Source organism: Methanocalculus pumilus (genome assembly GCF_055382585.1).
Window position 1 is genome coordinate 816,569 of sequence record NZ_AP042393.1, and the last position, 21,516, is coordinate 838,084.

General features: G+C 48.1%; 24 protein-coding genes. 19 read left to right on the forward strand and 5 right to left on the reverse strand.

The annotated features are described in order from the left end of the window. Positions 1–72: 72 nt before the first annotated feature. The gene (locus ACZ44I_RS04370; protein ID WP_464548412.1) at positions 73–435 is read right to left on the reverse strand and encodes a shikimate kinase; all 363 of its coding nucleotides are present in this window, start codon (positions 433–435) and stop codon (positions 73–75) included. After that, positions 432–2,033 (reverse strand): IS1182 family transposase, encoded by a 1,602-nt coding sequence (locus tag ACZ44I_RS04375; protein WP_464548410.1) that lies wholly within the window; start codon positions 2,031–2,033, stop codon positions 432–434. The genes ACZ44I_RS04370 and ACZ44I_RS04375 overlap by 4 nt, the downstream gene beginning before the upstream one ends. 70 nt (positions 2,034–2,103) lie before the next feature. Between ACZ44I_RS04375 and ACZ44I_RS04380 the strand changes: the two genes are divergently transcribed. From ACZ44I_RS04380 to ACZ44I_RS04400, 5 genes are all read left to right on the forward strand, one after another. Continuing rightward, positions 2,104–2,649 (forward strand): C39 family peptidase, encoded by a 546-nt coding sequence (locus ACZ44I_RS04380; protein ID WP_464548408.1) that lies wholly within the window; start codon positions 2,104–2,106, stop codon positions 2,647–2,649. Positions 2,650–2,919: 270 nt separating this feature from the next. After that, positions 2,920–4,626 carry an IS1634 family transposase gene (locus ACZ44I_RS04385; protein WP_464548407.1) on the forward strand — a complete coding sequence of 569 codons (1,707 nt, stop codon included), beginning with the start codon at positions 2,920–2,922 and terminating at the stop codon, positions 4,624–4,626. Between the two features lie 18 nt (positions 4,627–4,644). Further along, complete coding sequence (locus tag ACZ44I_RS04390; protein ID WP_464548406.1) at positions 4,645–4,806, forward strand: hypothetical protein; 162 nt, start codon at positions 4,645–4,647, stop codon at positions 4,804–4,806. Positions 4,807–5,014: 208 nt separating this feature from the next. After that, complete coding sequence (locus tag ACZ44I_RS04395) at positions 5,015–6,376, forward strand: hypothetical protein (protein ID WP_464548404.1); 1,362 nt, start codon at positions 5,015–5,017, stop codon at positions 6,374–6,376. Positions 6,377–6,526: 150 nt separating this feature from the next. Then, positions 6,527–6,994, forward strand: coding sequence for a hypothetical protein (locus ACZ44I_RS04400; protein ID WP_464548402.1), 468 nt, complete (start codon positions 6,527–6,529; stop codon positions 6,992–6,994). Between the two features lie 687 nt (positions 6,995–7,681). Here ACZ44I_RS04400 and ACZ44I_RS04405 read toward each other — a convergent pair. Then, entirely contained in the window at positions 7,682–8,734 is a 1,053-nt protein-coding gene (locus tag ACZ44I_RS04405) for a transposase (protein ID WP_464576426.1), read from the reverse strand. Then, positions 8,731–8,883: a DUF2080 family transposase-associated protein gene (locus ACZ44I_RS04410; RefSeq protein WP_464548398.1), complete on the reverse strand. Its 153-nt coding sequence runs from the start codon at positions 8,881–8,883 to the stop codon at positions 8,731–8,733. The genes ACZ44I_RS04405 and ACZ44I_RS04410 overlap by 4 nt, the downstream gene beginning before the upstream one ends. 139 nt (positions 8,884–9,022) lie before the next feature. Here ACZ44I_RS04410 and ACZ44I_RS04415 point away from each other — a divergent pair, with 139 nt between their 5' ends. The 4 genes from ACZ44I_RS04415 (at position 9,023) to ACZ44I_RS04430 (ending at position 11,925) form a co-directional block, all read left to right on the forward strand. Beyond that, positions 9,023–9,472 (forward strand): hypothetical protein, encoded by a 450-nt coding sequence (locus ACZ44I_RS04415; protein WP_464548397.1) that lies wholly within the window; start codon positions 9,023–9,025, stop codon positions 9,470–9,472. Between the two features lie 150 nt (positions 9,473–9,622). Next, the gene (locus ACZ44I_RS04420) at positions 9,623–9,859 is read left to right on the forward strand and encodes a hypothetical protein (RefSeq protein WP_464548395.1); all 237 of its coding nucleotides are present in this window, start codon (positions 9,623–9,625) and stop codon (positions 9,857–9,859) included. Positions 9,860–10,632: 773 nt separating this feature from the next. Next, complete coding sequence (locus ACZ44I_RS04425) at positions 10,633–11,067, forward strand: pre-peptidase C-terminal domain-containing protein (protein WP_464548393.1); 435 nt, start codon at positions 10,633–10,635, stop codon at positions 11,065–11,067. Positions 11,068–11,151: 84 nt separating this feature from the next. Then, positions 11,152–11,925: a winged helix-turn-helix transcriptional regulator gene (locus ACZ44I_RS04430; RefSeq protein ID WP_464548391.1), complete on the forward strand. Its 774-nt coding sequence runs from the start codon at positions 11,152–11,154 to the stop codon at positions 11,923–11,925. A gap of 104 nt (positions 11,926–12,029) precedes the next feature. Here the strand turns inward: ACZ44I_RS04430 and ACZ44I_RS04435 are convergent, their stop codons facing one another. Beyond that, positions 12,030–12,719, reverse strand: a complete 690-nt coding sequence (locus ACZ44I_RS04435) for a hypothetical protein (protein ID WP_464576595.1) — start codon at positions 12,717–12,719, stop codon at positions 12,030–12,032. Positions 12,720–13,206: 487 nt separating this feature from the next. Between ACZ44I_RS04435 and ACZ44I_RS04440 the strand changes: the two genes are divergently transcribed. The 10 genes from ACZ44I_RS04440 (at position 13,207) to ACZ44I_RS04485 (ending at position 21,305) form a co-directional block, all read left to right on the forward strand. Continuing rightward, positions 13,207–13,968 carry a hypothetical protein gene (locus ACZ44I_RS04440; RefSeq protein ID WP_464548387.1) on the forward strand — a complete coding sequence of 254 codons (762 nt, stop codon included), beginning with the start codon at positions 13,207–13,209 and terminating at the stop codon, positions 13,966–13,968. 61 nt (positions 13,969–14,029) lie between these two features. Continuing rightward, positions 14,030–14,674 (forward strand): LolA family protein, encoded by a 645-nt coding sequence (locus tag ACZ44I_RS04445; RefSeq protein WP_464548385.1) that lies wholly within the window; start codon positions 14,030–14,032, stop codon positions 14,672–14,674. Then, positions 14,671–15,294 (forward strand): hypothetical protein, encoded by a 624-nt coding sequence (locus tag ACZ44I_RS04450; RefSeq protein WP_464548383.1) that lies wholly within the window; start codon positions 14,671–14,673, stop codon positions 15,292–15,294. The genes ACZ44I_RS04445 and ACZ44I_RS04450 overlap by 4 nt, the downstream gene beginning before the upstream one ends. Positions 15,295–15,316: 22 nt before the next feature. After that, on the forward strand, positions 15,317–16,348 hold the full coding sequence (locus ACZ44I_RS04455) for a hypothetical protein (protein WP_464548381.1): 1,032 nt from the start codon (positions 15,317–15,319) through the stop codon (positions 16,346–16,348). A 569-nt stretch (positions 16,349–16,917) separates the two neighbouring features. After that, positions 16,918–17,115, forward strand: a complete 198-nt coding sequence (locus tag ACZ44I_RS04460; RefSeq protein ID WP_464548379.1) for a hypothetical protein — start codon at positions 16,918–16,920, stop codon at positions 17,113–17,115. Beyond that, entirely contained in the window at positions 17,088–17,774 is a 687-nt protein-coding gene (locus tag ACZ44I_RS04465) for a hypothetical protein (RefSeq protein ID WP_464548377.1), read from the forward strand. The genes ACZ44I_RS04460 and ACZ44I_RS04465 overlap by 28 nt, the downstream gene beginning before the upstream one ends. A gap of 143 nt (positions 17,775–17,917) precedes the next feature. After that, the gene (locus tag ACZ44I_RS04470) at positions 17,918–18,145 is read left to right on the forward strand and encodes a hypothetical protein (RefSeq protein WP_464548375.1); all 228 of its coding nucleotides are present in this window, start codon (positions 17,918–17,920) and stop codon (positions 18,143–18,145) included. Positions 18,146–18,480: 335 nt separating this feature from the next. Next, the gene (locus tag ACZ44I_RS04475; protein ID WP_464548373.1) at positions 18,481–19,320 is read left to right on the forward strand and encodes a hypothetical protein; all 840 of its coding nucleotides are present in this window, start codon (positions 18,481–18,483) and stop codon (positions 19,318–19,320) included. Between the two features lie 5 nt (positions 19,321–19,325). Next, positions 19,326–19,766 carry a hypothetical protein gene (locus ACZ44I_RS04480; protein ID WP_464548371.1) on the forward strand — a complete coding sequence of 147 codons (441 nt, stop codon included), beginning with the start codon at positions 19,326–19,328 and terminating at the stop codon, positions 19,764–19,766. 210 nt (positions 19,767–19,976) lie between these two features. After that, complete coding sequence (locus ACZ44I_RS04485) at positions 19,977–21,305, forward strand: ATP-binding protein (protein ID WP_464548369.1); 1,329 nt, start codon at positions 19,977–19,979, stop codon at positions 21,303–21,305. Positions 21,306–21,516 lie beyond the last annotated feature (211 nt).

The window sequence follows — 21,516 nt, forward strand, 5'->3', positions numbered from 1 at the left end:
CAAAAAGGGGGATCAATTTGGATCGGCGCACCTATATAAAGGGGGGATCAAAAGGAATCGGCGAAAACAACTCTACTCCTGTCTGCTGATTGTGATGATGCTACTTACAACAGATTCAGGGTCCTCACCGGAACACGGTATTGTGTAATCGGCATACTGCTCATAAAGCGGAACCCGGCTGTCAAACATTCCCCGGAGGGTCTGGTTTGGCATGAGGACGATTCCCCGTGTGGTGATGTTTCTGATCCTCTTCTCCATCTCTGAAAAGGAGATCTCCAGGTACACAATGACCCCAAGTGATTTCAGGTGCTCCATCATCGCTCTGCTCCAGACGACACTCCCGCCGGTGGCGATTACAGAATTGCGGGGGTGAAGGGAGAGGATCGCAGGCTGGGACAAAATCCAGGCTGGGACAAAATCCCCATTTTTTGTCATGAGCACATGACCCCAACAATCCATCCCGGATCACCACATTTGATCCCCCAACGCTCATATTGGTTCCATTCATCACAGGGGGAAACCCAGATACATCGTTCATCGGTAAAAAATGACGAAAACGATCCCTCATTCGAGTATTGCCGAGACGGTAGCCTCAAACCATTGACTGAGCCAAGGTTTTGCACCTTTTGAACCGGCACACGTTTGCAGATGACACCAAGATTGTGTCCAATTGCATGAAGAATGCACTCACCTGTCACCTTCTTCTTACCCCTGTGGCTCACCTGAATCCAGCGTTTATTTACCTTCATATTTCCAAACGGTGCTTCAGCCACAGTGAGTCGTTTTGCATACTCCTTCTTCCCGTCAGGTGTTGCCAACCGCGCTCTCATCTCGTCTTTCAGCATCTCCTGGGGATGTCGTGTGATTGAACGCTTAGATGCTTTTGTACAACTCAGATGGAGTGGACACCAGGCGCAATTACCACGATACAGCCGTAATGGTTGGCTTTTGCTATCCTTCTGAATCCGGACAAAATGCATTCTCCTTCCGGCAGGACAGGTATACCAGTCGTTTTCAAGGTCATACCTGAACCGCGACTTCGGATAATATTTCGGTCTCCCGTGAGTCTCAATAAAATGCATGGAATCAGGAATCAAGCTAAATAATCCATTGTCTTTCAGAAATGCATAGTTCTCAAATGTGGCATAACCGGGGTCGGCACTGATGACAGCCGGTGCACTGGATGTATTATTCATAACCTGTTCGACCATTGGAATGAGTTGGTGATAATCGGTTTCTTCGGTTGTGACATCGACGGCAACGATGATATTGGCCATATCATCCACTGCTGTCTGCATATTATATGCTGCAAGACAGGACTGTTTGTTTTTCATGAGATGTGCATCCTCATCGGTGAGATTGATGCGTTTTTCACCGGATGCAACAAGATAGTTGTATGCGGATGCAAGTTCCTCGATCTTCTTCATCAGATCAGGGTCATCTGCACATTCCTCTGGAATGGTGAATGGGGACCCGGTTCCAAATAGCTCATCCTCTTCGTTATCTGTCCTTTTCGCTTTGCCAAGGAGCTTTTTGATCCTGCGTCGGAGTTGTTCCTGTGTCACAGATTTCTTTGAAGAAGCGTTTGCTTTGATTTTTGAGCCATCAAAGGCGATATGGTTCAGACCGATTAAACCGAGATCTTTGCAGATCGAGATAATCTGTTCAAAGAGCGGGACAAGTTCATCAAAGAATCGGGTTCGGAAACGGCTGATCGTTCGATAGGTTGGTTTCTGCATCGCGGCAAGATACATGTAGGCGGTGTCGGTGTGCAGTTTGTTTTCTATCTCTCTGCTGCTGAATACACCCTGGAATGTAGCATAAAAGAGAACTTTGACGATCATTCGAGGATCAAAAGCATTCTGACCAACGGTTGCGTTATATGTGTTGTAAAGAACGGTGAGATCCATTTTGTCGACAACAGCACTGATGATCCGGGCACTGTGATGTGCCGGAACAAATTCTTCAACAGAGAGAGGGAGCAGAAAGGTCTGTCCCTGATGGTATGGTTTGAACCCCTCTTTCTGAACCATAATAACACCGCTGGAATCTCTGTTCAGAGATTCCTGCATATATATTAGCCCTTTATACAATATAGTACTTTTGAGGAGTTATGTCCCAGCCTGTAATTCCAAAAATTTCGGTCTCTCAAAAGGCATAATTGACTATAAAAAGATCTGGAATAATAATAATTTGGTTTCTCAACCAAATAATTGGTGGTGCGCCGTTGCATCTGGAAAAATGATCGCACAGTGGTTCAACGTGGCTCATGATATGAATCATATCGCCGATGAAATGGAAGCATGGAATGATTCAATACCACCCTCGCCAACCGGTGTGAAATGGAGTAATCAACTTCATTATTATGGATATGATAGTTCACCGCCCGATCATCTTGGTCGATATCTCACTAATTATTATAATAACTATATGATTACTTGGGACACAGCCTATAATCATATTCAGACATATAACGATCCGCTAACGTCATCAATTCCAGGTCATGTAAGGGTGTGTGCTGGATGGGCTTACAATTCTGATGGAAGTCATTACTTATACATATTTGACCCGGGTCCAGTAAATGAAGAGAGTGTCAAATGGGAGAATTGGAATTCCATTACTCACATAGGATATATATTAGTTGATTGAACGAGTTCTATTACCGGTTTAGATCCTCTCCATGAGAAGATCCTTAAATCCAGTGATGATACTCATTTACCTTATTTGGAGATAATTAACATGATATCTTGTGTCTATTGGTTGGTTACTGAGGTGATACCATGACCTGACTTTGTGAGTTTCTAACTTCAACGCTATCAACCCCTTCAACATCCCGCTTCACAATCAACTCATTTTCCCGATCTCTCTTCAATAATGACAGAAATCTTTATCATGTTGTGGGTTATAATTATAACTTGCATGCACGTCAAACGGATTAAGAAGAAGGATGCCGTATACCTCGCACTCTATGAGTCATACAGGGAGGAGGGAAAGTCCAAGACCCGGTTCATCAAATACCTCGGAAAAGAAGGAGATGAACGAGGCGTGCCACTCCCAAAGAAGTCAACTCATATCGAGACACCACTGTATCCTGAACATTCAAAACGGGCAGGCGATGTCCAGCTCATGTGGTCTATTGCCAATTCAACCCTGAATATGCCGAAGACTATCGATCAGATCTGTTGTGGAGAGGGGCAGGTCGAGGGAAGATCACCCGGTAAAATCCTCACTGCATGGGCCATCAATAAAGCACTCAATCCCGATAGCGCAAATAACGTGGGTGAATGGATCCAGACAACGACTCTGCCCGATCTGATGGAACTGCCGGAAGAGTACTTCACCAAACATGCCTTCTATTCATCCCTTGACAGAGTCTGTTTCAAGGATTCTACAGCTGATGGGTTCACCGACTTCAGCCATCTCATCTGTGACTCGCTCTATACCCAATGGCGATCACTTCATCCGTTACCTGATGCTGCACAAGAGATCGTCGCCTACGATCTCACCCCGGTTCTGATCTTTGGCTCCGGCGATGAGCTTGGAGAGAGGGGTTACAATTCTAAGAAGGCGAACCAGAAACAGATCAATCTCTGTATTCTCGTCTCAAAATGGGATAAAGTGCCGGTTTCATTCTTTGTGCTGCCGGGCAATTTCAACTCAATGTCATCGGTAAAGGAGCTCCTGGTACAGCTGCTGGATCTCTCCTATGAGCCGGGGACACTGATCTGGGACCGGGGAAATACTTCGGAAGAGTCTGTCCGGGATATTGAGGCGCTTGGCTGGAACCTGATCTGTGGCGTGAAGAAAGGATCAAACCTGGCACAAACTCTCCTTCTGCAGACTGATGTTCCAACAAAGGTTACCAACCGGGTGAGATCAACCGGCACCAGTTCCTTGTATGCAACCAGGGCAAAAGGAACACTTTTTGGCAGGGAGGATGCCGGAGTTGTGTATGTCAACCATGCGAAGAGGATGGAGTCAATTGATTCAAGAAATGCGATGTTGGCTGAGCTGGATGCTGAATTGCAGGCTTTTAACGAGAATCTTAAAGGTCGAACGAAGGAGGAGGTTGAAGAGAGTATTGCTGGCATTCTTGGGCAGTATGCTGACTTTTTCACAGTTGATGTTCTTCAGAACGGGAAACGGTGTGCGATTTCATGGGAGTATAACGAGGCAGCGATTGACAGGGCAGCTGATCTGGATGGGAAATACCTCCTGTATTCGACTGATACCTCTTTGAAGGCGACAGAGGTGGTGAACGAGTATATGGAGAAGGATTTTGTCGAGAAGATATTCAGGACGCTGAAGACGCATCTGAAGATTGCTCCTGTCCGTCACTGGAAGAACCACCGGATTCGGGCGATCTTCTGTGTGAACATGATGGCACTGTGGCTCCGGAAGGTGTATGACTACCAGCTGAATCTGGTTCCAAAGAAGAAGAGGGATTATGGGTTCGATGAGCTGTTGAAACGGCTGAAACGTGTTGAATATGTCGAAGTGGTGAGTGCAGGCCAGGGGAAGGTGTTCTGGTATCTCAACCTGACGGATAAGATGAAGGAGCAGCTGAAGGCGATGGGATTCAAGGATCTGTTCAGGGAGAGGAGATTGAGTCAGAGTGGGTTATAAAACCGGAAAGTTAGGACCATGAACAGACCGGGCCGTATTGTTGTTATTGCTGCTGCTATCACGTGCATCGTTTTCGCAAGCGCCATCCTTTTTATTCCATCTCCATATTTAGCAGAGCCTGCAGATCCATACCTCGTCACTGAAGAGACTGCCCGCGATCACGCGACTGCCGACGTGTAAATGAATTGGACAGAATTTCTAAATAGATCGCCGTTCAGGTCTTTGTGTGGATGCTTCGAAATGGCGTCTGTAAAAGTGCAGGGGTAGCCCATCCCCGGTTGACGCCCGGATGACGCACCCTGTATGCACGGAGGCATGAACCGGCCACTTTCACACGGTTTCTGGGTTATGCCTCTACAATCTCAAGGAAAAGACAGAGGTAAGACCCATGAAAACACCGAAACGTAACGTCATCCTGCTTTCAGTGCTGCTTGCAGCTATGGCAGTGGTATCGATGGTGAGCGCAGCGGAACAAGGATTAAACGAACAAAATCCTGTTGATGTAGGTAAGGCACCAAATGTGCCCGATCATTACATTCCACCTGAATATTTCATGGACGCAAAACCTGCGACCCCCTTGCCGGAATCTGAAATGATAACTCTCATTTTATCCGGGAATGCTCTCGATGGATTGGGCCGGAGCAAAGAAACTGGAATTATTGAATTTCCGGCTTCATCTCAGGATCTGAATACACAATTTGTGGAATCCAAAGGATTTCAGAATCTGTTCATTGAAAAGGATATCAATCCTGAAGATGCTGTCGTCCTGGTACGAATGCCAAAGACAATGTATGAAAGGCTCCTTGCCGGTTCTGAAAATGATACCCTGACATTGCCCACATCGCATTTCTGCAGATTCTATGAGAATCTCACCGATCTTAACTCACATATGGAATTGAAAGACAATGTTTTGATAGTAACTCCCGGTGAATACGATGCGAAGGTATTGGAAGAACTTACCACTATTCCCCCGGTAATGGAAACTCCTGAAATACCGGGAATGAATGCTGATGCGAATAGTATCATCCCGGCAATTGCTCTGGATAATGGCATCTGGTTCAACGAATGGGTTCATTTTAATCGGGCCTACTGGTGGGTTACTTATGATTACTGTATCGGTCAGATAACACCAAATTATTGGTATTTTTCAGGTCAGGACAATCAATACTATGCCCCGCAGGAGAGAGAGTATTACCTCAATGATGGTCAGGATGCTATAGAAGTTGTGGTGAATTATGATCACTTTACGACAGATGGGGCAGTTTACCTATTCCCGGCAATCTATGACAATTATAACCATACGCCGACCCCTCTACTGCAATGGGAGAGCAGCGGTGACGGCATTATCGAACTTGATTCGTCATCTTTCCCCCATGCATATGGTTATCATGTCCAGATCTCTAATGGAAGATATTACATAACGTTTGAAGACATGGACACATTACAATGGTTCGCGGAATACGTATACAATGACCAGGATAATCCGAGTACTACTTTTACGAGGTTAACCGGTTCTGCTGAGCATTATCAGGCAAACCAACCGATCACTGATCAGTATGTTGCTTACACGAATCCTGTAATCGACGAATGGGCCCGCGAAATAGGCGGCACCTGGCGAAAACCACGTGAAGTCTGGAGCTATTATGAACAGACGCCTGATGTAAGCTTTGTCTCTATTGACCGTGCTTGGGGCGGATCGAACAAGCAGGATCTGATTACCCGATCCTACCTGGATTACCGGTGGGCTTAACCCACTCTTTTTATGCACGATAGGGGCTTGTTCATTGCATCGGAGGATTCAAAGATCTTTCAACAGTGTTCTGGTGGCCAAAGTTACTCCGTGAATGATGTGAGAATACCATCTGGAAAAGACTTGCAGAAATGGATGTGACCCTGTTCGATGAAACTGTTCGATAATAATAAAAAAAAGGCTGCAGTGGTGGGTATCCTTATACTCATCGGGATACTCGGCGTGTACCTGATCTACGGGCTGGTTACTCAGCAAATGAACGGCATTCCGGGGAACGACAAGCCGAAAAATGAGACCCTGTTCCGTTGCTTCATCATCGAATATAACCAGAGTTTCACGGAAGACGCCCTAGTATTCCATCTCATTGACGAGAATCTGGAGGAATATCCGGAGTACAGACGGGGAATGGAAGCAGCGTCCACCAGTACGGCTGAATGGCGCGATGGTAAACGGCTTGTTTATGAGGTGCAGGATTATTCGGAAAAACATCTCTGGTCGTTTAATCTCTGCCTTGAGGAGTATTCCCGGTCGGAGTGCCTGTCCCACTTGAAACTATATGAATACCAGGGAAGATACTTCGAGATACGGTGTATCCCATGGTATGTAGGACCAAAATAGAGCTTGACACATGCGGATGCTTCTTCCGTGAAGGGCCGGATCATTGTTTCCTTCATTTTTCATGAACATCCGCGCGATTCTGCCTGCACCGTTGCCGATGGTGGGCAGTAGTGTACCCTGCACAGCGGCGCCGTGATAAGGGTTTCATCTCCAGGAAAGGGATCAAACCTCCCACTTTCGGCAAAAACCTGCCGACGTGTAAATGAATTGGACAGAATTTCTAAATAGATCGCCGTTTAGGTCTTTGTGTGGATGCGTCAGAGCGGCGTCCGCAAAAGTGCAGGGGTGGTCCATCCCCGGTTGACGCCCGGATGACACACCCTGAATGCCCGGAGGCAAAGGGAATTTATGTGTTCTATACTCTTGAAGGTATGCTTCACCTGCTTCCGGGGAAAGAAACTGGGGGAAAACAGATGAAAGAAAACTTTGGGATGCGGGTATTCTCCGTGCTCCTGGCAATGCTGCTGGTGAGCATGGTGATAGTGCCGGCGATGGCTGCACAGAGCCAGACAAATGGATTCGCTTTTTAACACACAATATCAGTATCTCCGATCGAAAATAAGTGAGCGGCACAGTGCCCTCGATTCGCGGCACAATGGCAGTCAGTTACGACCTATCGATGGCTCCCTGATGATCCACCGACCAACACCCCCATGCAACTGTGACATGGAGATGGCAACCGAGCACCTATCGTGGCTCTTTATATCGAGCAGCGCAGAGTTCGTACATCTCCAGTAAGAACTGTTTAAAACTCACCTCATCTTTGTACAGCACGATCCAGAGCAACTGGAGCACCTGTTCATACGCGAAGTAAAAGAACCGGATTCGTGGATCCTTTGATTTCGAGGAGATTCTCGCTTCATCCTGCACCCGGAAACCGGTTTCGATTCTCCATCGTTTCTTGTAGGTTGGAATAACATATTCCAGATCAATAGACTCCTGATTCGTAGCAAATGCCCAATCATATGACTTTTCAGACTTTTTATCGAATATCTGCTTGAGAAGTGCGACTGTTGTCTCCCCTCGAAACATCGTCTTGTCTTTATTGACCTCGAGTTCATATCGGATCTTTTTCTTCTCTCCAATATCCAGCAATTCTATCTCTTTTTTGATTTTCTCGTTTTTTGGAGCGAAAATCAGATACGGCACCTCGGCATGTGTCAGAGTCAGCATCAGATCTTTGCTAAAGAATCCCCGGTCAAATACCGTGAGTTCAACGGAATTCACCAGTGGTTCAACCAGAGCAAGACACCAGGTCACTGTTGTTGCCATATTATGGCCAAGATGTACAGGAACTGATAAAAGCGGAATCTTCTGGGGAATATCAGAATTAATGATGGCGCATGAGAGGAACTTGAACTTCCCGGTAACCCCATGTTCACCCGTATATCCATGTATCCAGAACCCCTGAACATCACCATAAAAATCCTCTTCGGTATAATCAAAGGCTAAAACAACGTTTTTATTGGCAAGATCAAATCGTGTACCCAGTCGCTCGACCGTCATCCGATACTGCCAGACAATGTGTGATGTCGTGACATTCTTGATGGCGAGATGGAGTGAATCTGCCCTGTTGCCGACGGTTTCGATATAGGTATTTGCAACCGCTGCTTTGAGGAGGTCCCGGTTATACTGGAATCCAGAGAGTGTAGGTCCTTTAAACGGGAGTTTCAGTGCCCGATCGACGAATGTATCGAGTGTTTTGAGGGTCCTGAACAACCGTGCATCACTGAGTTTCATAGTATTACCAGGTAGACTGTTCTGTCCAGGTATTCCTTGGGGCAGTCCACTTTTGCGCTATTCCCGAATTTGGTGACTTTTCGAATGATAAATCCCTGAATATTCTCGATCTCGATCCGGGTAGCAGGATTTAGTTCAACTTTCTTCATTGGATATACAATGGATATCCATAATATTTAAATCTTACTGGCGCCCGGTCTGCTACAGAGGTTCGAAAAGAAGAGGTGTTAGTTCAAGTGGAGGTCATAGATCCCTTTCGGAGATACTGCAATATGGAGAAAGATTTAAATGAAAATAGACTCAAACGAGGACCCAAACAAGGCCGGTGGGACCACGCTCGGGGTGCTGCTCGGAGTACTATTAATGGTTGTCTGGGTTGGTCTTCTGTGGTTCATTGGACGTACTCTTTTTCCCCATCAAAGTATTATATCTCAAAATCCAGTCGTTGATTGGCTTTATATTGGGCCCATGCCGTTCCTTGCCATTGCCGGGAACTACCTGATGTACCATCGGAGGTCGGGTGGTGTTGAACCCCTTCAGGTCACAGTTGAACTTAAAGGTTTTTTCCTAGGCATTTTGATCTGGTTCCCCATTACAGTGATATTATATTTCATGCAGTGGGATGGACCTTGGCAACTAAGCCCAATAGGGGGCCTCCTTACCATGACCATTGTTTACTTTTTATGGAAGAGGAGTGCAACGCGGAGGGACCCTCACGCGAACGCAGGGCAGAAGTAAGGTAATCCGGCGAGATACTCACTCCGCAAACCCCGTTTACCCCGGGAGGGGGACACACCCTGTATACACGGAGGCAAAGGGAACGTACGCATTCTAAACGCTTGAAAGTATGGTTCACCTGCTTCTGAAAAAAAAACTGGAGGAAAACTGATGAAAGAAAAAATTGGGATGCGGGCATTCTTTGTGCTCCTGGCAATGATGCTGGTTAGCATGGTGATAGTGCCGGTGATGGCTTGCAAACCCCTTGAACCGGGAACCTGCCCCGGCTGTTCGTTTATTGAGAGTAATGGAGTGGCAGACGACTCCAATACCCTAGTTAGTCCGGATGAGCTCACTGGAGATGCGAAGAATGCATGGGTGGCATGTGAAGGTGCTGGGTTATGTTGAGACCTCTCCTTTTTTAATCCTTTTTGCGGTTTCCACGGTCATCCGGTTTGCTGTTCCGATTTGGTATCCGGAATACATAGGTCAGGCACATTTGTTGTCGTCGGTATTGTATGCGCTGGCAGTGGCTCTGTCGGTTCCGTTCCTGCGATCCGTTAAACTTCCTGCCGACATCTATGCTGGTGCTGGACGTTGGTATCGGTCGTTGTTGGCGGTTTTTTTCTTTGTTGCGTGCTTCCTGATAGCCTTTTACGGGAGGATGCCGTCACTTTGATGCTGGATGTGGTGGTGAAGGTGCATCAGTGTTGCTGCGCAGTTGCTGGAATCGCTTGGTTTATGGACAGGAATCCCGGTGAAATGCCTGCATTATTCGTTATAATCGGATTTTGCATCATGCTTGCATAGATTGTTGGTCCGTGACTTCCGAACCGCGGGGCGATCGCTCCCGGCCGGTGCCGGTCAGCCAGGGGCACCGGAAAAAGCCCCAGTTCCGTCGAGGTACCTTCTCGTCTAGATGGCCGCTTCCGGGATTGCCCAGCGCAACGGACAAGAAACCCGCCACGCAATACATCACCCTACTGCACCTGTTCTTCGATGAAGGTGCAGATACGGATGATTCTCTGTTGAATGTTCGAGATCTCATGCGGTGTTCCGGAAACGCCCAAGTCCCCCTCTCCCTGCCTAAGTCACCGTGCCGCCTGCGTATATAAAACGTGTAAAGAAATCGGACAGAATTTTTAAACGGAGGTCTTCCGATGTCTCTTCGGTGGATTCTAATGAAGATCAGCCGCGTTATAGGGCTTCTGGCCGTCGTCGCCTTCATCGTGCCGATGGTTTCAGCTACAGGTATCGGAAGTGAAAATGATAGAATCGCGGGACATCTCTCGCAGATGGACGGGTATGGAACCCGTGAGTTTTTTACGATCACGCAGGGGGAGACTGATACTCATCTGTTCAATGTACCAGCCGGTATGTCCTTACTGAATGTCGACTTAAATTGGTTTACTCCCGCTCACTCCCTGAGATTGGAGATCTACAGGCCGGATGGGAGCCTGTATGGTTCGTACCATGACAATTATGGCGGATGCCTGGATGGACGGATCCGCGTGGATATCAACAGCCCTGCATCAGGTACCTGGAGACTTAAAGTGTATGGAGAGAGTGTGACAGGAACGATTCCGTATGTTCTGAATTGCAATGCTTATGCTTAAATGATTACCTCTCACTTGATTTCAACAAAGCCGAACTCCTATCAAACCAAATCTTTTTATTGCTTACCGGTTTTATATAAATTCATGGTCATGCGGGTTTGGATTGCCGGAATCGCTCTGGTCATCTTCTGCCTTGCACTGTTACCGTCTGCCGCATCTGCTACTGCCGTTCATGACGCATATCCTGAGATTGTGCCTTTGGATCTGATTCAGGTGTACACTTGGAACGAACCCCTGAACATTGTGATTCTCGGACTCGTATCCGTATTTATTCCGGCGCTCTTTATCCCGATACAACTTGTATTCTCGCTGCTCGCATGGCTGCATTTCGGCCATAAGAGGGTTCTGTACCATAACGTCCTTGAGAACGAAACCCGGAATGCAGTATATCTGTGCATACGCGATAATCCGGGAATCACTACAAGCTCTCTCTCCCGGTTGCTTGGGATGAATATCGGAACCCTCCGCTACCATGTAGAGATGTTATGCAGGATGGGAACGGTCGTCCCCGAGCAGAATTGCAGAGGGATGAGATATTACGTCAACACGGGCGCCTGTTCCGGTCTGGAACGAAAGGTGGCGGGATATCTCACCGAGCAGTCAAAGAGTCGGATGCTCAATATCGTTTTGCAAAACCCGGGAAGCACGAGAAAAGAGATTGCGTCCCGGCTTATAATGTCGGGTGCGAACGTCACCTGGCATATGAAACCGCTGCTCCGGGATGGTATTGTCAGAGACGAGAAGAAAGGACGGTTCGTATGTTACTACCTCTGTGCCGATGCGAAAGAGTGTATACAAGCCCACGGATCGTGGAAGCCCGCGATCGCCGGGGGGCGTATGTCTGGCACCCATATCTGATTGCCGTTTGACAGTTCTCCATAACTACACCGTTTGTCCCTTTTTCCGGATCACCCCGCTGCTTATCGAGGAAGCGCTCTGAATCTCCGGGCTTCGCCTGCACGTCATGCATAGACGATGGTATCGGCCCGGGCGATCTCCTGCTCGGGGAAGAGAATGAGGTGATCGGATATGCCCCCTGCAGTCGTAATCCCGTCCTGCTGCCCGATCTCCGGGGAGATTTCGATGGTGTACCAGGAGGCTTCGGAGGAGAACGCGGCCTCCTTCAGGGGACGGAGCAATCCGTCTGCGAGGATGAACAGGTTACCGTGGGTTTTATTGTAGGTCATTGGACCGTCGTGTTTGAACGTTGTGAGCGTTATATTGTATTCTCCGCGAGTGAGATCGTCAAACTCGATCCTGTCGACCTCGCGTAATATAGCGAGGGGATGTATCCCCCCCTGCATCGGGAAGTCAAATATTTGGTCTTTATAGTATACGTTGCCGCTCTGGTGGGCATATACCTGGTACGCGTGCTCCTCCCCGTCTACGTAGCCGATCCAGAAGAGTTCGGTGCATTGCACTGTTCCGTCTTTGTCGATATACTGAGTCAGCTGGATGAGTACAACCGAATCGTTCGAGAAAGCCAGGTCCTGTATATATGTGTTCCAGAGGTCGACCAGACTGGCTCGGCACTCACGGGAGTCGATATGCATCGTTCCTTTCGTGATCTCGGGCTGCTCGGGCATGTAGAGATAATGCACGAAGACGAGAGCAAAAAGGATGCTCCAGATGATAATCCGGCTTTTTTTCATAGTATCTCACGATCAGAGCGTTCCGGCTTCGGCAGGTTTTGTATAGATTGATTGATTGATCTGTCGCTCATGGCTGATAGGGTTTATGCAATCGGCCAGCAGGCCTGCCTGCCCGTCCGCAGAACCCGGTCTTCGGGTACAGGGGGTGCGGCAGTTAGGGCCTTCTTGCGTTCCGTACAGCATATACCGCCGTGAGAATGGGCTCTCTCCCGTGCCCTCATCTTCCGGGGAGGGTTTTCACCGGTTCACTTTCGGCAAAAACCTGCCGACGTGTAAATGAATAGGACAGAATTTCTAAATAGATCGCCGTTCAGGTCTTTGTGTGGATGCTTCGAAATGACGTCCGCAAAAGTGCAGGGGTTGCCCATCCCCGGTTGACGCCCGGATGACACACCCTGTATGCCCGGAGGCAAAGGGAACGTACGCATTCTAAATGCTTGAAGGTATGGTTCACCTGCTTCCGGGGAAATAAACCAGAGGAAAACAGATGAAAGAAAACTTTGTGATGCGGGCATTCTCCGTGCTCCTGGCAATGCTGCTGATGAGTGTTGCGACTGTACCGGCGATGGCTTGCGAGCCGGGAACACCCTGCGTTGATGCCAAACAAGACCTGCAAAAAACCGATCTGTCGGGTTTGGAGAAATACGAAGCTGTTGCTTTTGCTTTGAACTTGGATGATGTGAAAAAACTCTTGGGGATTCCATGCTCTGAAAATTTGAGTATGATCGTCGACAACGCTGAAGCATATTCATTTGAAAAAAAACTCGAAGATGGAACTGTCAGAGAGATAAATGCCGTAGTACTCCCCATAGAATCCCTTGTTGAGAAGGACGGCTCCGTTCAGACATCGAACGTTGCCGCAATCTGGGATAGTGACAATAATCGGGTACTCAAGTCCACATATATCTTCCAGAACAAGTCCTTATACAAACTCACATTCAGCATAATTGATGCTAATGGAGATGTACTTGAAGAAGTAATTGTCAACGATGGTTTATTCGTCGAAAAAATGCCGGAGCAGTTATTTGCAACAGCGGAGGATCCGAGTTACTGGGAATGTGTTGGCGCGTGTGTCGCCATAGACTGTGCCTGTGCACTTGCTGGAATCCCCTGTCCGGGGCTGCCAATCTGTGATATTTGTGCAACACTGTTACCAGCCTGTGTTTATGTGCCAACCGTGATAACCTGCGGCCTTTTTGTAGGCTGTTTTGGAGTGGAAACAACTGCATGTATGGTCAGTTGCCTTTAAATGAGGCAAATTTCTCATTTTTGTGGAGGGCATAATGATATCACAACGACACTATCAACTCATGCTGATCGTCGCATTAATCGGACCCTTTTGCTCTGGTTGTTTAGAAACAAACGCTGATGCAGAAACGCTTCTGCGAAATACCGCAGAAAAGCAGGTGGATATCAAGAGCCTGACATATATCGAAATACTTACTTTTCATATAGGAAAAGAAACAAGGACTGTTGAATATGATGTTACTTTAAAGACGCCAGATAAATTTCGAAAAATTGAGAGGATCGACTCGATTCTACGCTCGGAAATCGTCTCTAATGGAGACATTGTCTGGATCTATGATCCAGAGGTAAATGTTGTATTCATTAGAAATTTGACGCCCTCAGAGAAGATGCCGGAACCTGCAATCTATGCGTTGCTGACTGACAACATTACTGAAACATACAGGATAGAGGATCAAGAAGTGGGATCGCTTAACTCAATTTCAGTCCGTAAGGTAAAATTGTCTCCTCATGAGTTGGACAACGAGAATATGAGGGAGTATCTAATGTGGATCGATTCTGAAAGTCTTACCCCGTTAAAACTGGAAAGTTTAGACATGGGCAAGCCTATGTTAACTCTGGAGTATCAAGATTACTCAATAAATTGCATAACGGATGATAACGAATTCACCTTTGCAATTCCTGATGGCGCGTCGGCGGTGTACGCATGAGGATTGATCATATCGCCAAAGAGGAACTCTTGCGTTCACTCGCAATCTACTGGGTATTGTTTCTCATCATCGCTATTCCCACTGTGGGTGGCTACCTGCCGCTATCCGCAGCTTCTGCATTTCCTCTGGCAGTGATCCCTACTGCAGTCTATTTCTGTGTCATGGTGTGGTACAGACAAAAGGAAAATCTGCACGACCCCAACCCCATAAGCATCTTCCATCATGCCCTCCGGTCAAGAGAGCAGCGAGAGGAGAAAACGAAGCAGAAAAGAGCCATTTTTGAGAAGGTGACCGACGCCGTCCTTGCCGTCGTGATCTTCCTGATCTATCTCTATGCGTCCCTTGCATACTCAATCAACCAGGTATTCTGGCTCCCTGTCCTTGTCATCATCGGCCTGCTCCTGACGCGCATCGTCTTCATCGATGCCGGGGAGCGCCGTGTCACCCTTGCACGATCGGTTGTCTTCTACCTCATGGCAGCCGCGATCATTGTTCTGCGCTACTTGGCACTGGGGTATCCCGTTGTCCCCCTCTTCCAGGCAATCGTGCTTGTTGGCATCGTTGCTTTTCCCATCCTCTACGTCTGGGAAAGACGATCTGCCCCGAAAGGAAAGGACTGAGGGGTGGCTTGCGGAGTGATGGATGTGCTCTGCGAATGACGGAGGGCTCATGACCGTAAAAGCAGTGCAGGTGCTTGCCGTTCTGCTCATCGCATGCACTTTGTGCATTCCTGTAGCCGCGGCCTCAACGATCTCCCTTGAATATTACCACATGGATCGGTGCCCGGACTGCAAACTGACCGATCCGTTGATCACGAATCTGGACGGCGCCTACGACGGCGTTCTCGTAATTGAATGGATCGATGTCGAGACTGTGGAAGGATTGGAACGATGGAACGCGTACGCATTTCTCGAAGTCCCGGCTGTCGTCGTAAACGGCACCGTTAAAATTCCCAAGGAGGAGATCACCGAGGAGAACATCCTGGCGGCGATCGAGCAGTCTATTGCTGGTGCTGAGCCACAAGAGGACTCCCCCTCGATAAACTGGAATATCCCGTTTGCATACTCCCTGGGCCTCTTCTCCGGGTTTTCACCCTGCCTGATGGCAATACTCGGGTTCATTCTGGTTTATGTCACCGGGTCAGGCATGGGGTTGAGAAGCAGCCTCCTGAACTCACTGATATTCGGCCTGGGACTGGTCGCCGCGTATATCGTCATGGGGTGTTGCGTCCTGCTTGCAGGCATGTCACTCGGCGGGTTTGGCCCATATCTCGCCATCGCGGCAGGGATGATCACTATACTCGCCGGGGTGAACCTGCTCGGAGGGGTAAAGCTACCGATATCCACAAACGACTATATCCAGTCCGCTATACGGAAGCATTCAACCACTCTCGCCGGGTTATTCACCCTGGGCATGCTGTTTTCGATCGTCAAGGCCCCGTGCGCCGCACCGATGATCCTTGTCCTGCTGAGCAAAATCCTGATTGACGGCACGATAGATGACCTCCCACTCTTACTGGTCTTTGGAGCCGGAGTGCTCACGCCGTTCATCGGGGTCGGCATTGTCGGCGGATACGGCTCGTCAAGCAGAATACGAGAATACCGATCTCTCGTGAAACGTGCAAGCGGAGTTATTTTGATCGGATTCGGAATCTGGATGCTTTTCTGGGTGTAATGGGGCGATTGATCCGGATCCGCCGCTCCCTACGAATTTTCGTAAAAACCGGGCAAAACCACCGCGGATACCCTCGTTAGAGCACGCTATGCGCCGGATCTTCGGGGATGAAGGTAAGAACGGTATTTGCGTACATTCCGGCAGTTTTCCGCGTGTGCCCTGCAGTAGAAGAAGATGTTTTGCACACCGGCGAATGATCCAGAGCCCGGGAAGGCGGGAATCTCTCTGCGCAAGTGCAGCAGTCAGAGGCTGTTGCGTCCTGTACGGTATATACCGCTGTGAGAATGAGATCTCTCCTGAGCCCTCGTCCTCCCGGGATGGATCTTTCCTCTCACTTTCGGCAAAAACCTGCCGACGTGTAAATGAATAGGACAGAATTTCTAAATAGATCGCCGTTCAGGTCTTTGTGTGGATGCTTCGAAATGGTGTCGTAAAAGTGCAGGGGTGGTCCATCCCCGGTTGACGCCCGGATGACACACCCTGTATGCCCGGAGGCAAAGGGAATGTACGCACTCTAAACGCTTGAAAGTATGGTTCACCTGCTTCTGAAAAAAACTGGAGGAAAACAGATGAAAGAAAACTTTGTGATGCGGGCATTCTCCGTGCTTCTGGCAATACTGCTGGTGAGCATGGTGATGGTGCCGGCGGTGAGTGCAAGAGCAACACACGTTATGCCTGAACCAGTTGGCATTGATGTGTCTGACGACGAGCTCAGAGAGATGATCAAGAAGGTGATCAAATGGAAAAAATCTCATTTTTTATCCTGAAAGTCGTGATCGTCTCCGGTCTCGTCCTGCTGGTATCAGTACTTGGAGCGAACTGGTATATTCATTTCACCCAGCCCTCGTATCAGATGTATGAGTATACCGTGAGAATTCACAATGCATCATCATACGGGGGAGGCCCCGGAACTGATATCCTGGTTCCTCTGCCCATGATTGGCGGAGAGACAGAGATCTTTCCCGAGGAGAGGGTACAGTATAAGACGTTTGGAGACTGGAAATCGATTCTCGTAATGACAGATGACGGCAAGATGCTCGCGTTGCAGTCGATGGATGCAAATTTAACGGATGTATCCGCCGGATTTACCATGGCACGAGTCTTAGATGATGGCGGGATTACCAGTGACGATCTCTCCCTCTCACCGGTGATAGACGCATCCGAAAAGGCACCCGATTCGCAGGGACCAGGCCAATGTTCTCCACACGCTTTGACCCTTGTATACGTGCCGGAAAGCATCCAACCGCTCTCGGACAACGCTCCCCCGCTGGGAATCGAGATAGAACTGGCGGTACTTGACTACCGTCTGTATGGATCTGTGACGGTATCGGCGGATACCAGGGGGCGAGTCCCTGTTCCGATTCGGGCCTTCACCCGCAGGTCGTCGACTGAGGGCGGCGGGCTGAACTGGTCGTGTGTCACCTGAGTGCAGACATTGATGCGGTGTGGCGAAAACAGGGACATATGCCGGAAGGTATTGGAAAATTGGATGTCGGGACACCGATGACCTTTGGCGGAGTCGGGTAGTATTTCGAAGTGATTTCGCCCTTATAACTGACCCGCCACCAGATGGGTGATGATCTGTTCACCTCTCTTGGGATCAAAGACATGGATATGAGACGCCTCCGCGAAGCCGGGCTTAAGTTTGTCTCGATGAGCTCGGTCGGCCCCGCCGTTGCGATCATCACCGACAGGAAAGAAGAGGAGATGCAGGCGATTGTCCGGCAGATCGGCCTTGAGATCGCAGTGACAACCGAGATCGACAACGAGGGTGTGAAGGTCTTCCCCCCGGCGTAAGCGGGGGGATAAGGTTCTCTTTTTCAGTGCACAATCCCTCTCTACACAAGTTATCCTGACAACCTTCCATCTCCAGGAAAGGGATCAAACCTCCCACTTTCGGCAAAAACCTGCCGACGTGTAAATGAATAGGACAGAATTTCTAAATAGATCTCTGTTCATGTCTTAGTGTGGATGCGTCAGAGCGGCGTCCGCAAAAGTGCAGGGGTTGCCCATCCCCGGTTGACGCCCGGATGACACACCCTGTATGCCCGGAGGCAAAGGGAACGTACGCATTCTAAATGCTTGAAGGTATGGTTCACCTGCTTCCGGGGAAATAAACTGGGGGAAAACAGATGAAAGAAAACTTTGTGATGCGGGCATTCTCCGTGCTCCTGGCAATATTGCTGGTGAGCATGGGTGTGGTATCGGTGGTTAGTGCTGAGAAAACCAGTCCCAGAATGATGAGCGATTGGGAGAAAGAACACACCATCCTCACCGAACATACTACTGACTATTACCTCGAGAAGGATGTATTACATGTTCAGGAGACATATTCGAGTCCTGAGCTGAAGTCCAGATTTGATACGGATCAACTGGTGAAAACACGTACGTATCAAATTGAATCAGAAACCGCTGAAAAAATTGGCTTTGTCGAAGGTCAGCACTACACGACAACAGAATTATCTGAGGAGATCTTTACATCAGCGGATGATCCGCCGGTCGTCATGAGAGCTTACGACTACCCCCAGTGGATTTACGAGAAGATTGGAGATACGTATCATCAGCTGGACGAACCCATCAACATTGCATGGGAGAGCAACAATCTCAACACAGTCAAATCAGAGATGCTTAATGAAGGCTGGTGGGATGCCATTGTCGAATATGTTTACTATATCTACGATAATGGGTGGATAGAGGATGATGGGGTGGCAAGCGATCCGATAAGACTCTTTGGTGGATGGCATATTCGACTCTGGCAAATGTCCGATGGCGATGTAGTTGGGGCGGCTCATCATGATTCGGCGGTACCGCACCATGCAGATGGATTCGAAAATGCTGAAGAGTATATTGCGGCTTTCTACGACCAGCCGGACGACGATCTGTGGCACGTCTACGAGGACTACTATGCTCTCAACAATTACCTGGCAAGCCCCTATAACAATGGGATGTGTACACAGATCTACTACTGGTGATGACGGTGATAGAGTTAAAGAGCTTTGACAGGAAAAACATCATTCTCTTTTGTTATGTCCTTGCTTTTACCATAGTAAATTTTGCCCTGTATTACTTCACACTTGAGAGTGGTTTGTTCTCCGGAGTGGCTGAGATCCTTGTTCTGTTCCTGTACCCCTCTGGCGCCTTCCTGTATGGATATGTCACCTGCGACGGGATCCGGTCGTTCTTCGCCGGCATACTCTCCTATGCGTCGTTCATCCTGACGGTAATGCTCGTAACGAGTATTTTGAACGATTTTAAGGAACTAAACTACTTGTTCTTGTTCGTCGGATATCATTTGATTCTTCTGCTGTTTATCGGGCTGATAGGTTTCTTCGCCTCAAAAAGGCAGAGATTCTCCTATATCGCCTCGTGTATACTGGCGGGCCTGTGGTTCCTGGTATTCTTCGCAGGTATCACCTGATGGATTAAATAAAGAGTTGCTTGTGATTGCGCCAAACGAATGAACATAGGAGGTCTATGGGTTCAGATTTATGAGAATGACCGATAGATCGTTCAAACCAGAGCTCTTCACAGGTTAAGTTAGGAAAATGTGTACATCTCCCACATAATTGGTTGCAAAAATGTGTACGGAACGCACATATTATAAACTTAAAAGTGCAAAGGTCATTTCATGAAGCGATTCATTTACGATACTTTACTCAAATGGAAAGAGAGTGGGGATCGTAAACCGTTGATTATTGAAGGAATTCGCCAGTGCGGGAAAACCTGGATATTGAAGCATTTTGGTGAGGCGGAATTCAACGATGTCGCGTATTTCAACTTCGAATATGACGGGCGGCTGCAAAAGGTATTCGAGGGCGACCTGAATGTTTCGAGAATTATCAAAGACCTCGGCATTCTGAGGAACAAATCCATCCATCCCGGAACAACCCTCCTCATATTAGACGAAATTCAGATCTGCCCCCGTGGAATAACGTCTCTGAAATATTTTTGCGAAAACCTGCCTGACCTCCATGTTGCTGCTGCCGGTTCGTTATTGGGAGTGTCCATTGCACAGATGGGAAGAAATGTCTCATTTCCGGTTGGCAAGGTACAGATGCTGAAAATGTACCCTCTGAGTTTCCCGGAATTTCTCATTTCTAAGGACGAAGAGCTCCTATTCGAGTACCTGAATGAGTTATCTCCCGATAAACGGGTGCCGGATGCCTTTACCGGCAGGCTGGAAGAGGCATATCGTGAATACCTGATTACGGGAGGCATGCCCGAGGTTGTCAGCTCATGGATGCGAAACCACGATATCGGGCTTGTAGAAACGATACAAAGCGAGATTCTCAGTAATTATGAAAAGGATTTCGTTAAATATGCGTCTGTATCCGAATTTCCAAAACTAACCCTTATCTGGAATGCAATCCCCGCACAGCTTGCAAAGGACAATCAGAAATTTATAATCTCCCATGTCAAGCAGGGGATGCGTGCACGCGATCTCGAAGATTCACTGCAATGGCTGATCTCAGCAGGGCTTATCTATAAAGTTGAAAAGATTGAGCGCCCCTATATTCCGATTCCAACATATGGTGACAGTACCAACTTCAAGATTTATTTCTCCGATGTAGGGCTTCTCCGCAGGATGAGCAGGTTCCCGCCAGATGTTGTTTTTGATACTTCTCCTTTGACCGCCGATATGCGGGGGATTTTAACGGAAAATTTCGTCCTGACAGAACTGATTGCACATAATCTCCACCGGCCATATTTCTGGAAATCCGGTGGAATGGCTGAGGTTGATTATGTCATACAGGAAGGCATTGATGTTATTCCAATAGAGGTTAAATCAGGAAAGAAGACTCGTTCCAGAAGCCTTGCAGAGTATCGGAAGAAATACAGCCCCCGTGTTAGTGTCCGGACCAGCCTGAAGAATATTGTTAGGCATTCAGATGAGCATGGCGAAATTCTGGAGATCCCGCTCTATCTTATCTGGAGGCTGAAGGCATACCTCTCCTGATTTTTTCGCTGGTCTGGCTGTATGTACCTGGTCTCAAAATCTAATCCTAAATACTTGAAAAAAAGTTGATTCGGGGTGAGAAAATAAGTATTTTCTCACATCATGATATTCTCAAAGCCTGATAGTAGACACCCCCTCCAAAAAAAAGATGTCTGATATATTGGATACATGTCATTTACCTGGATAGATGTATTCTTGACATATCAGGCTT

Bases quoted from the DNA above. Each gene is read 5' to 3' on its own strand.
- ACZ44I_RS04370 (WP_464548412.1), bottom strand. From the start codon at position 435: ATGACAAAAAATGGGGATTTTGTCCCAGCCTGGATTTTGTCCCAGCCT.
- ACZ44I_RS04375 (WP_464548410.1), bottom strand. From the start codon at position 2,033: ATGGTTCAGAAAGAGGGGTTCAAACCATACCATCAGGGACAGACCTTT.
- ACZ44I_RS04385 (WP_464548407.1), top strand. From the start codon at position 2,920: ATGCACGTCAAACGGATTAAGAAGAAGGATGCCGTATACCTCGCACTC.
- ACZ44I_RS04390 (WP_464548406.1), top strand. From the start codon at position 4,645: ATGAACAGACCGGGCCGTATTGTTGTTATTGCTGCTGCTATCACGTGC.
- ACZ44I_RS04395 (WP_464548404.1), top strand. From the start codon at position 5,015: ATGAAAACACCGAAACGTAACGTCATCCTGCTTTCAGTGCTGCTTGCA.
- ACZ44I_RS04400 (WP_464548402.1), top strand. From the start codon at position 6,527: ATGAAACTGTTCGATAATAATAAAAAAAAGGCTGCAGTGGTGGGTATC.
- ACZ44I_RS04405 (WP_464576426.1), bottom strand. From the start codon at position 8,734: ATGAAACTCAGTGATGCACGGTTGTTCAGGACCCTCAAAACACTCGAT.
- ACZ44I_RS04410 (WP_464548398.1), bottom strand. From the start codon at position 8,883: ATGAAGAAAGTTGAACTAAATCCTGCTACCCGGATCGAGATCGAGAAT.
- ACZ44I_RS04415 (WP_464548397.1), top strand. From the start codon at position 9,023: ATGAAAATAGACTCAAACGAGGACCCAAACAAGGCCGGTGGGACCACG.
- ACZ44I_RS04420 (WP_464548395.1), top strand. From the start codon at position 9,623: ATGAAAGAAAAAATTGGGATGCGGGCATTCTTTGTGCTCCTGGCAATG.
- ACZ44I_RS04425 (WP_464548393.1), top strand. From the start codon at position 10,633: ATGAAGATCAGCCGCGTTATAGGGCTTCTGGCCGTCGTCGCCTTCATC.
- ACZ44I_RS04430 (WP_464548391.1), top strand. From the start codon at position 11,152: ATGGTCATGCGGGTTTGGATTGCCGGAATCGCTCTGGTCATCTTCTGC.
- ACZ44I_RS04435 (WP_464576595.1), bottom strand. From the start codon at position 12,719: ATGAAAAAAAGCCGGATTATCATCTGGAGCATCCTTTTTGCTCTCGTC.
- ACZ44I_RS04440 (WP_464548387.1), top strand. From the start codon at position 13,207: ATGAAAGAAAACTTTGTGATGCGGGCATTCTCCGTGCTCCTGGCAATG.
- ACZ44I_RS04445 (WP_464548385.1), top strand. From the start codon at position 14,030: ATGCTGATCGTCGCATTAATCGGACCCTTTTGCTCTGGTTGTTTAGAA.
- ACZ44I_RS04450 (WP_464548383.1), top strand. From the start codon at position 14,671: ATGAGGATTGATCATATCGCCAAAGAGGAACTCTTGCGTTCACTCGCA.
- ACZ44I_RS04455 (WP_464548381.1), top strand. From the start codon at position 15,317: ATGTGCTCTGCGAATGACGGAGGGCTCATGACCGTAAAAGCAGTGCAG.
- ACZ44I_RS04460 (WP_464548379.1), top strand. From the start codon at position 16,918: ATGAAAGAAAACTTTGTGATGCGGGCATTCTCCGTGCTTCTGGCAATA.
- ACZ44I_RS04465 (WP_464548377.1), top strand. From the start codon at position 17,088: ATGGAAAAAATCTCATTTTTTATCCTGAAAGTCGTGATCGTCTCCGGT.
- ACZ44I_RS04470 (WP_464548375.1), top strand. From the start codon at position 17,918: ATGGGTGATGATCTGTTCACCTCTCTTGGGATCAAAGACATGGATATG.
- ACZ44I_RS04475 (WP_464548373.1), top strand. From the start codon at position 18,481: ATGAAAGAAAACTTTGTGATGCGGGCATTCTCCGTGCTCCTGGCAATA.
- ACZ44I_RS04485 (WP_464548369.1), top strand. From the start codon at position 19,977: ATGAAGCGATTCATTTACGATACTTTACTCAAATGGAAAGAGAGTGGG.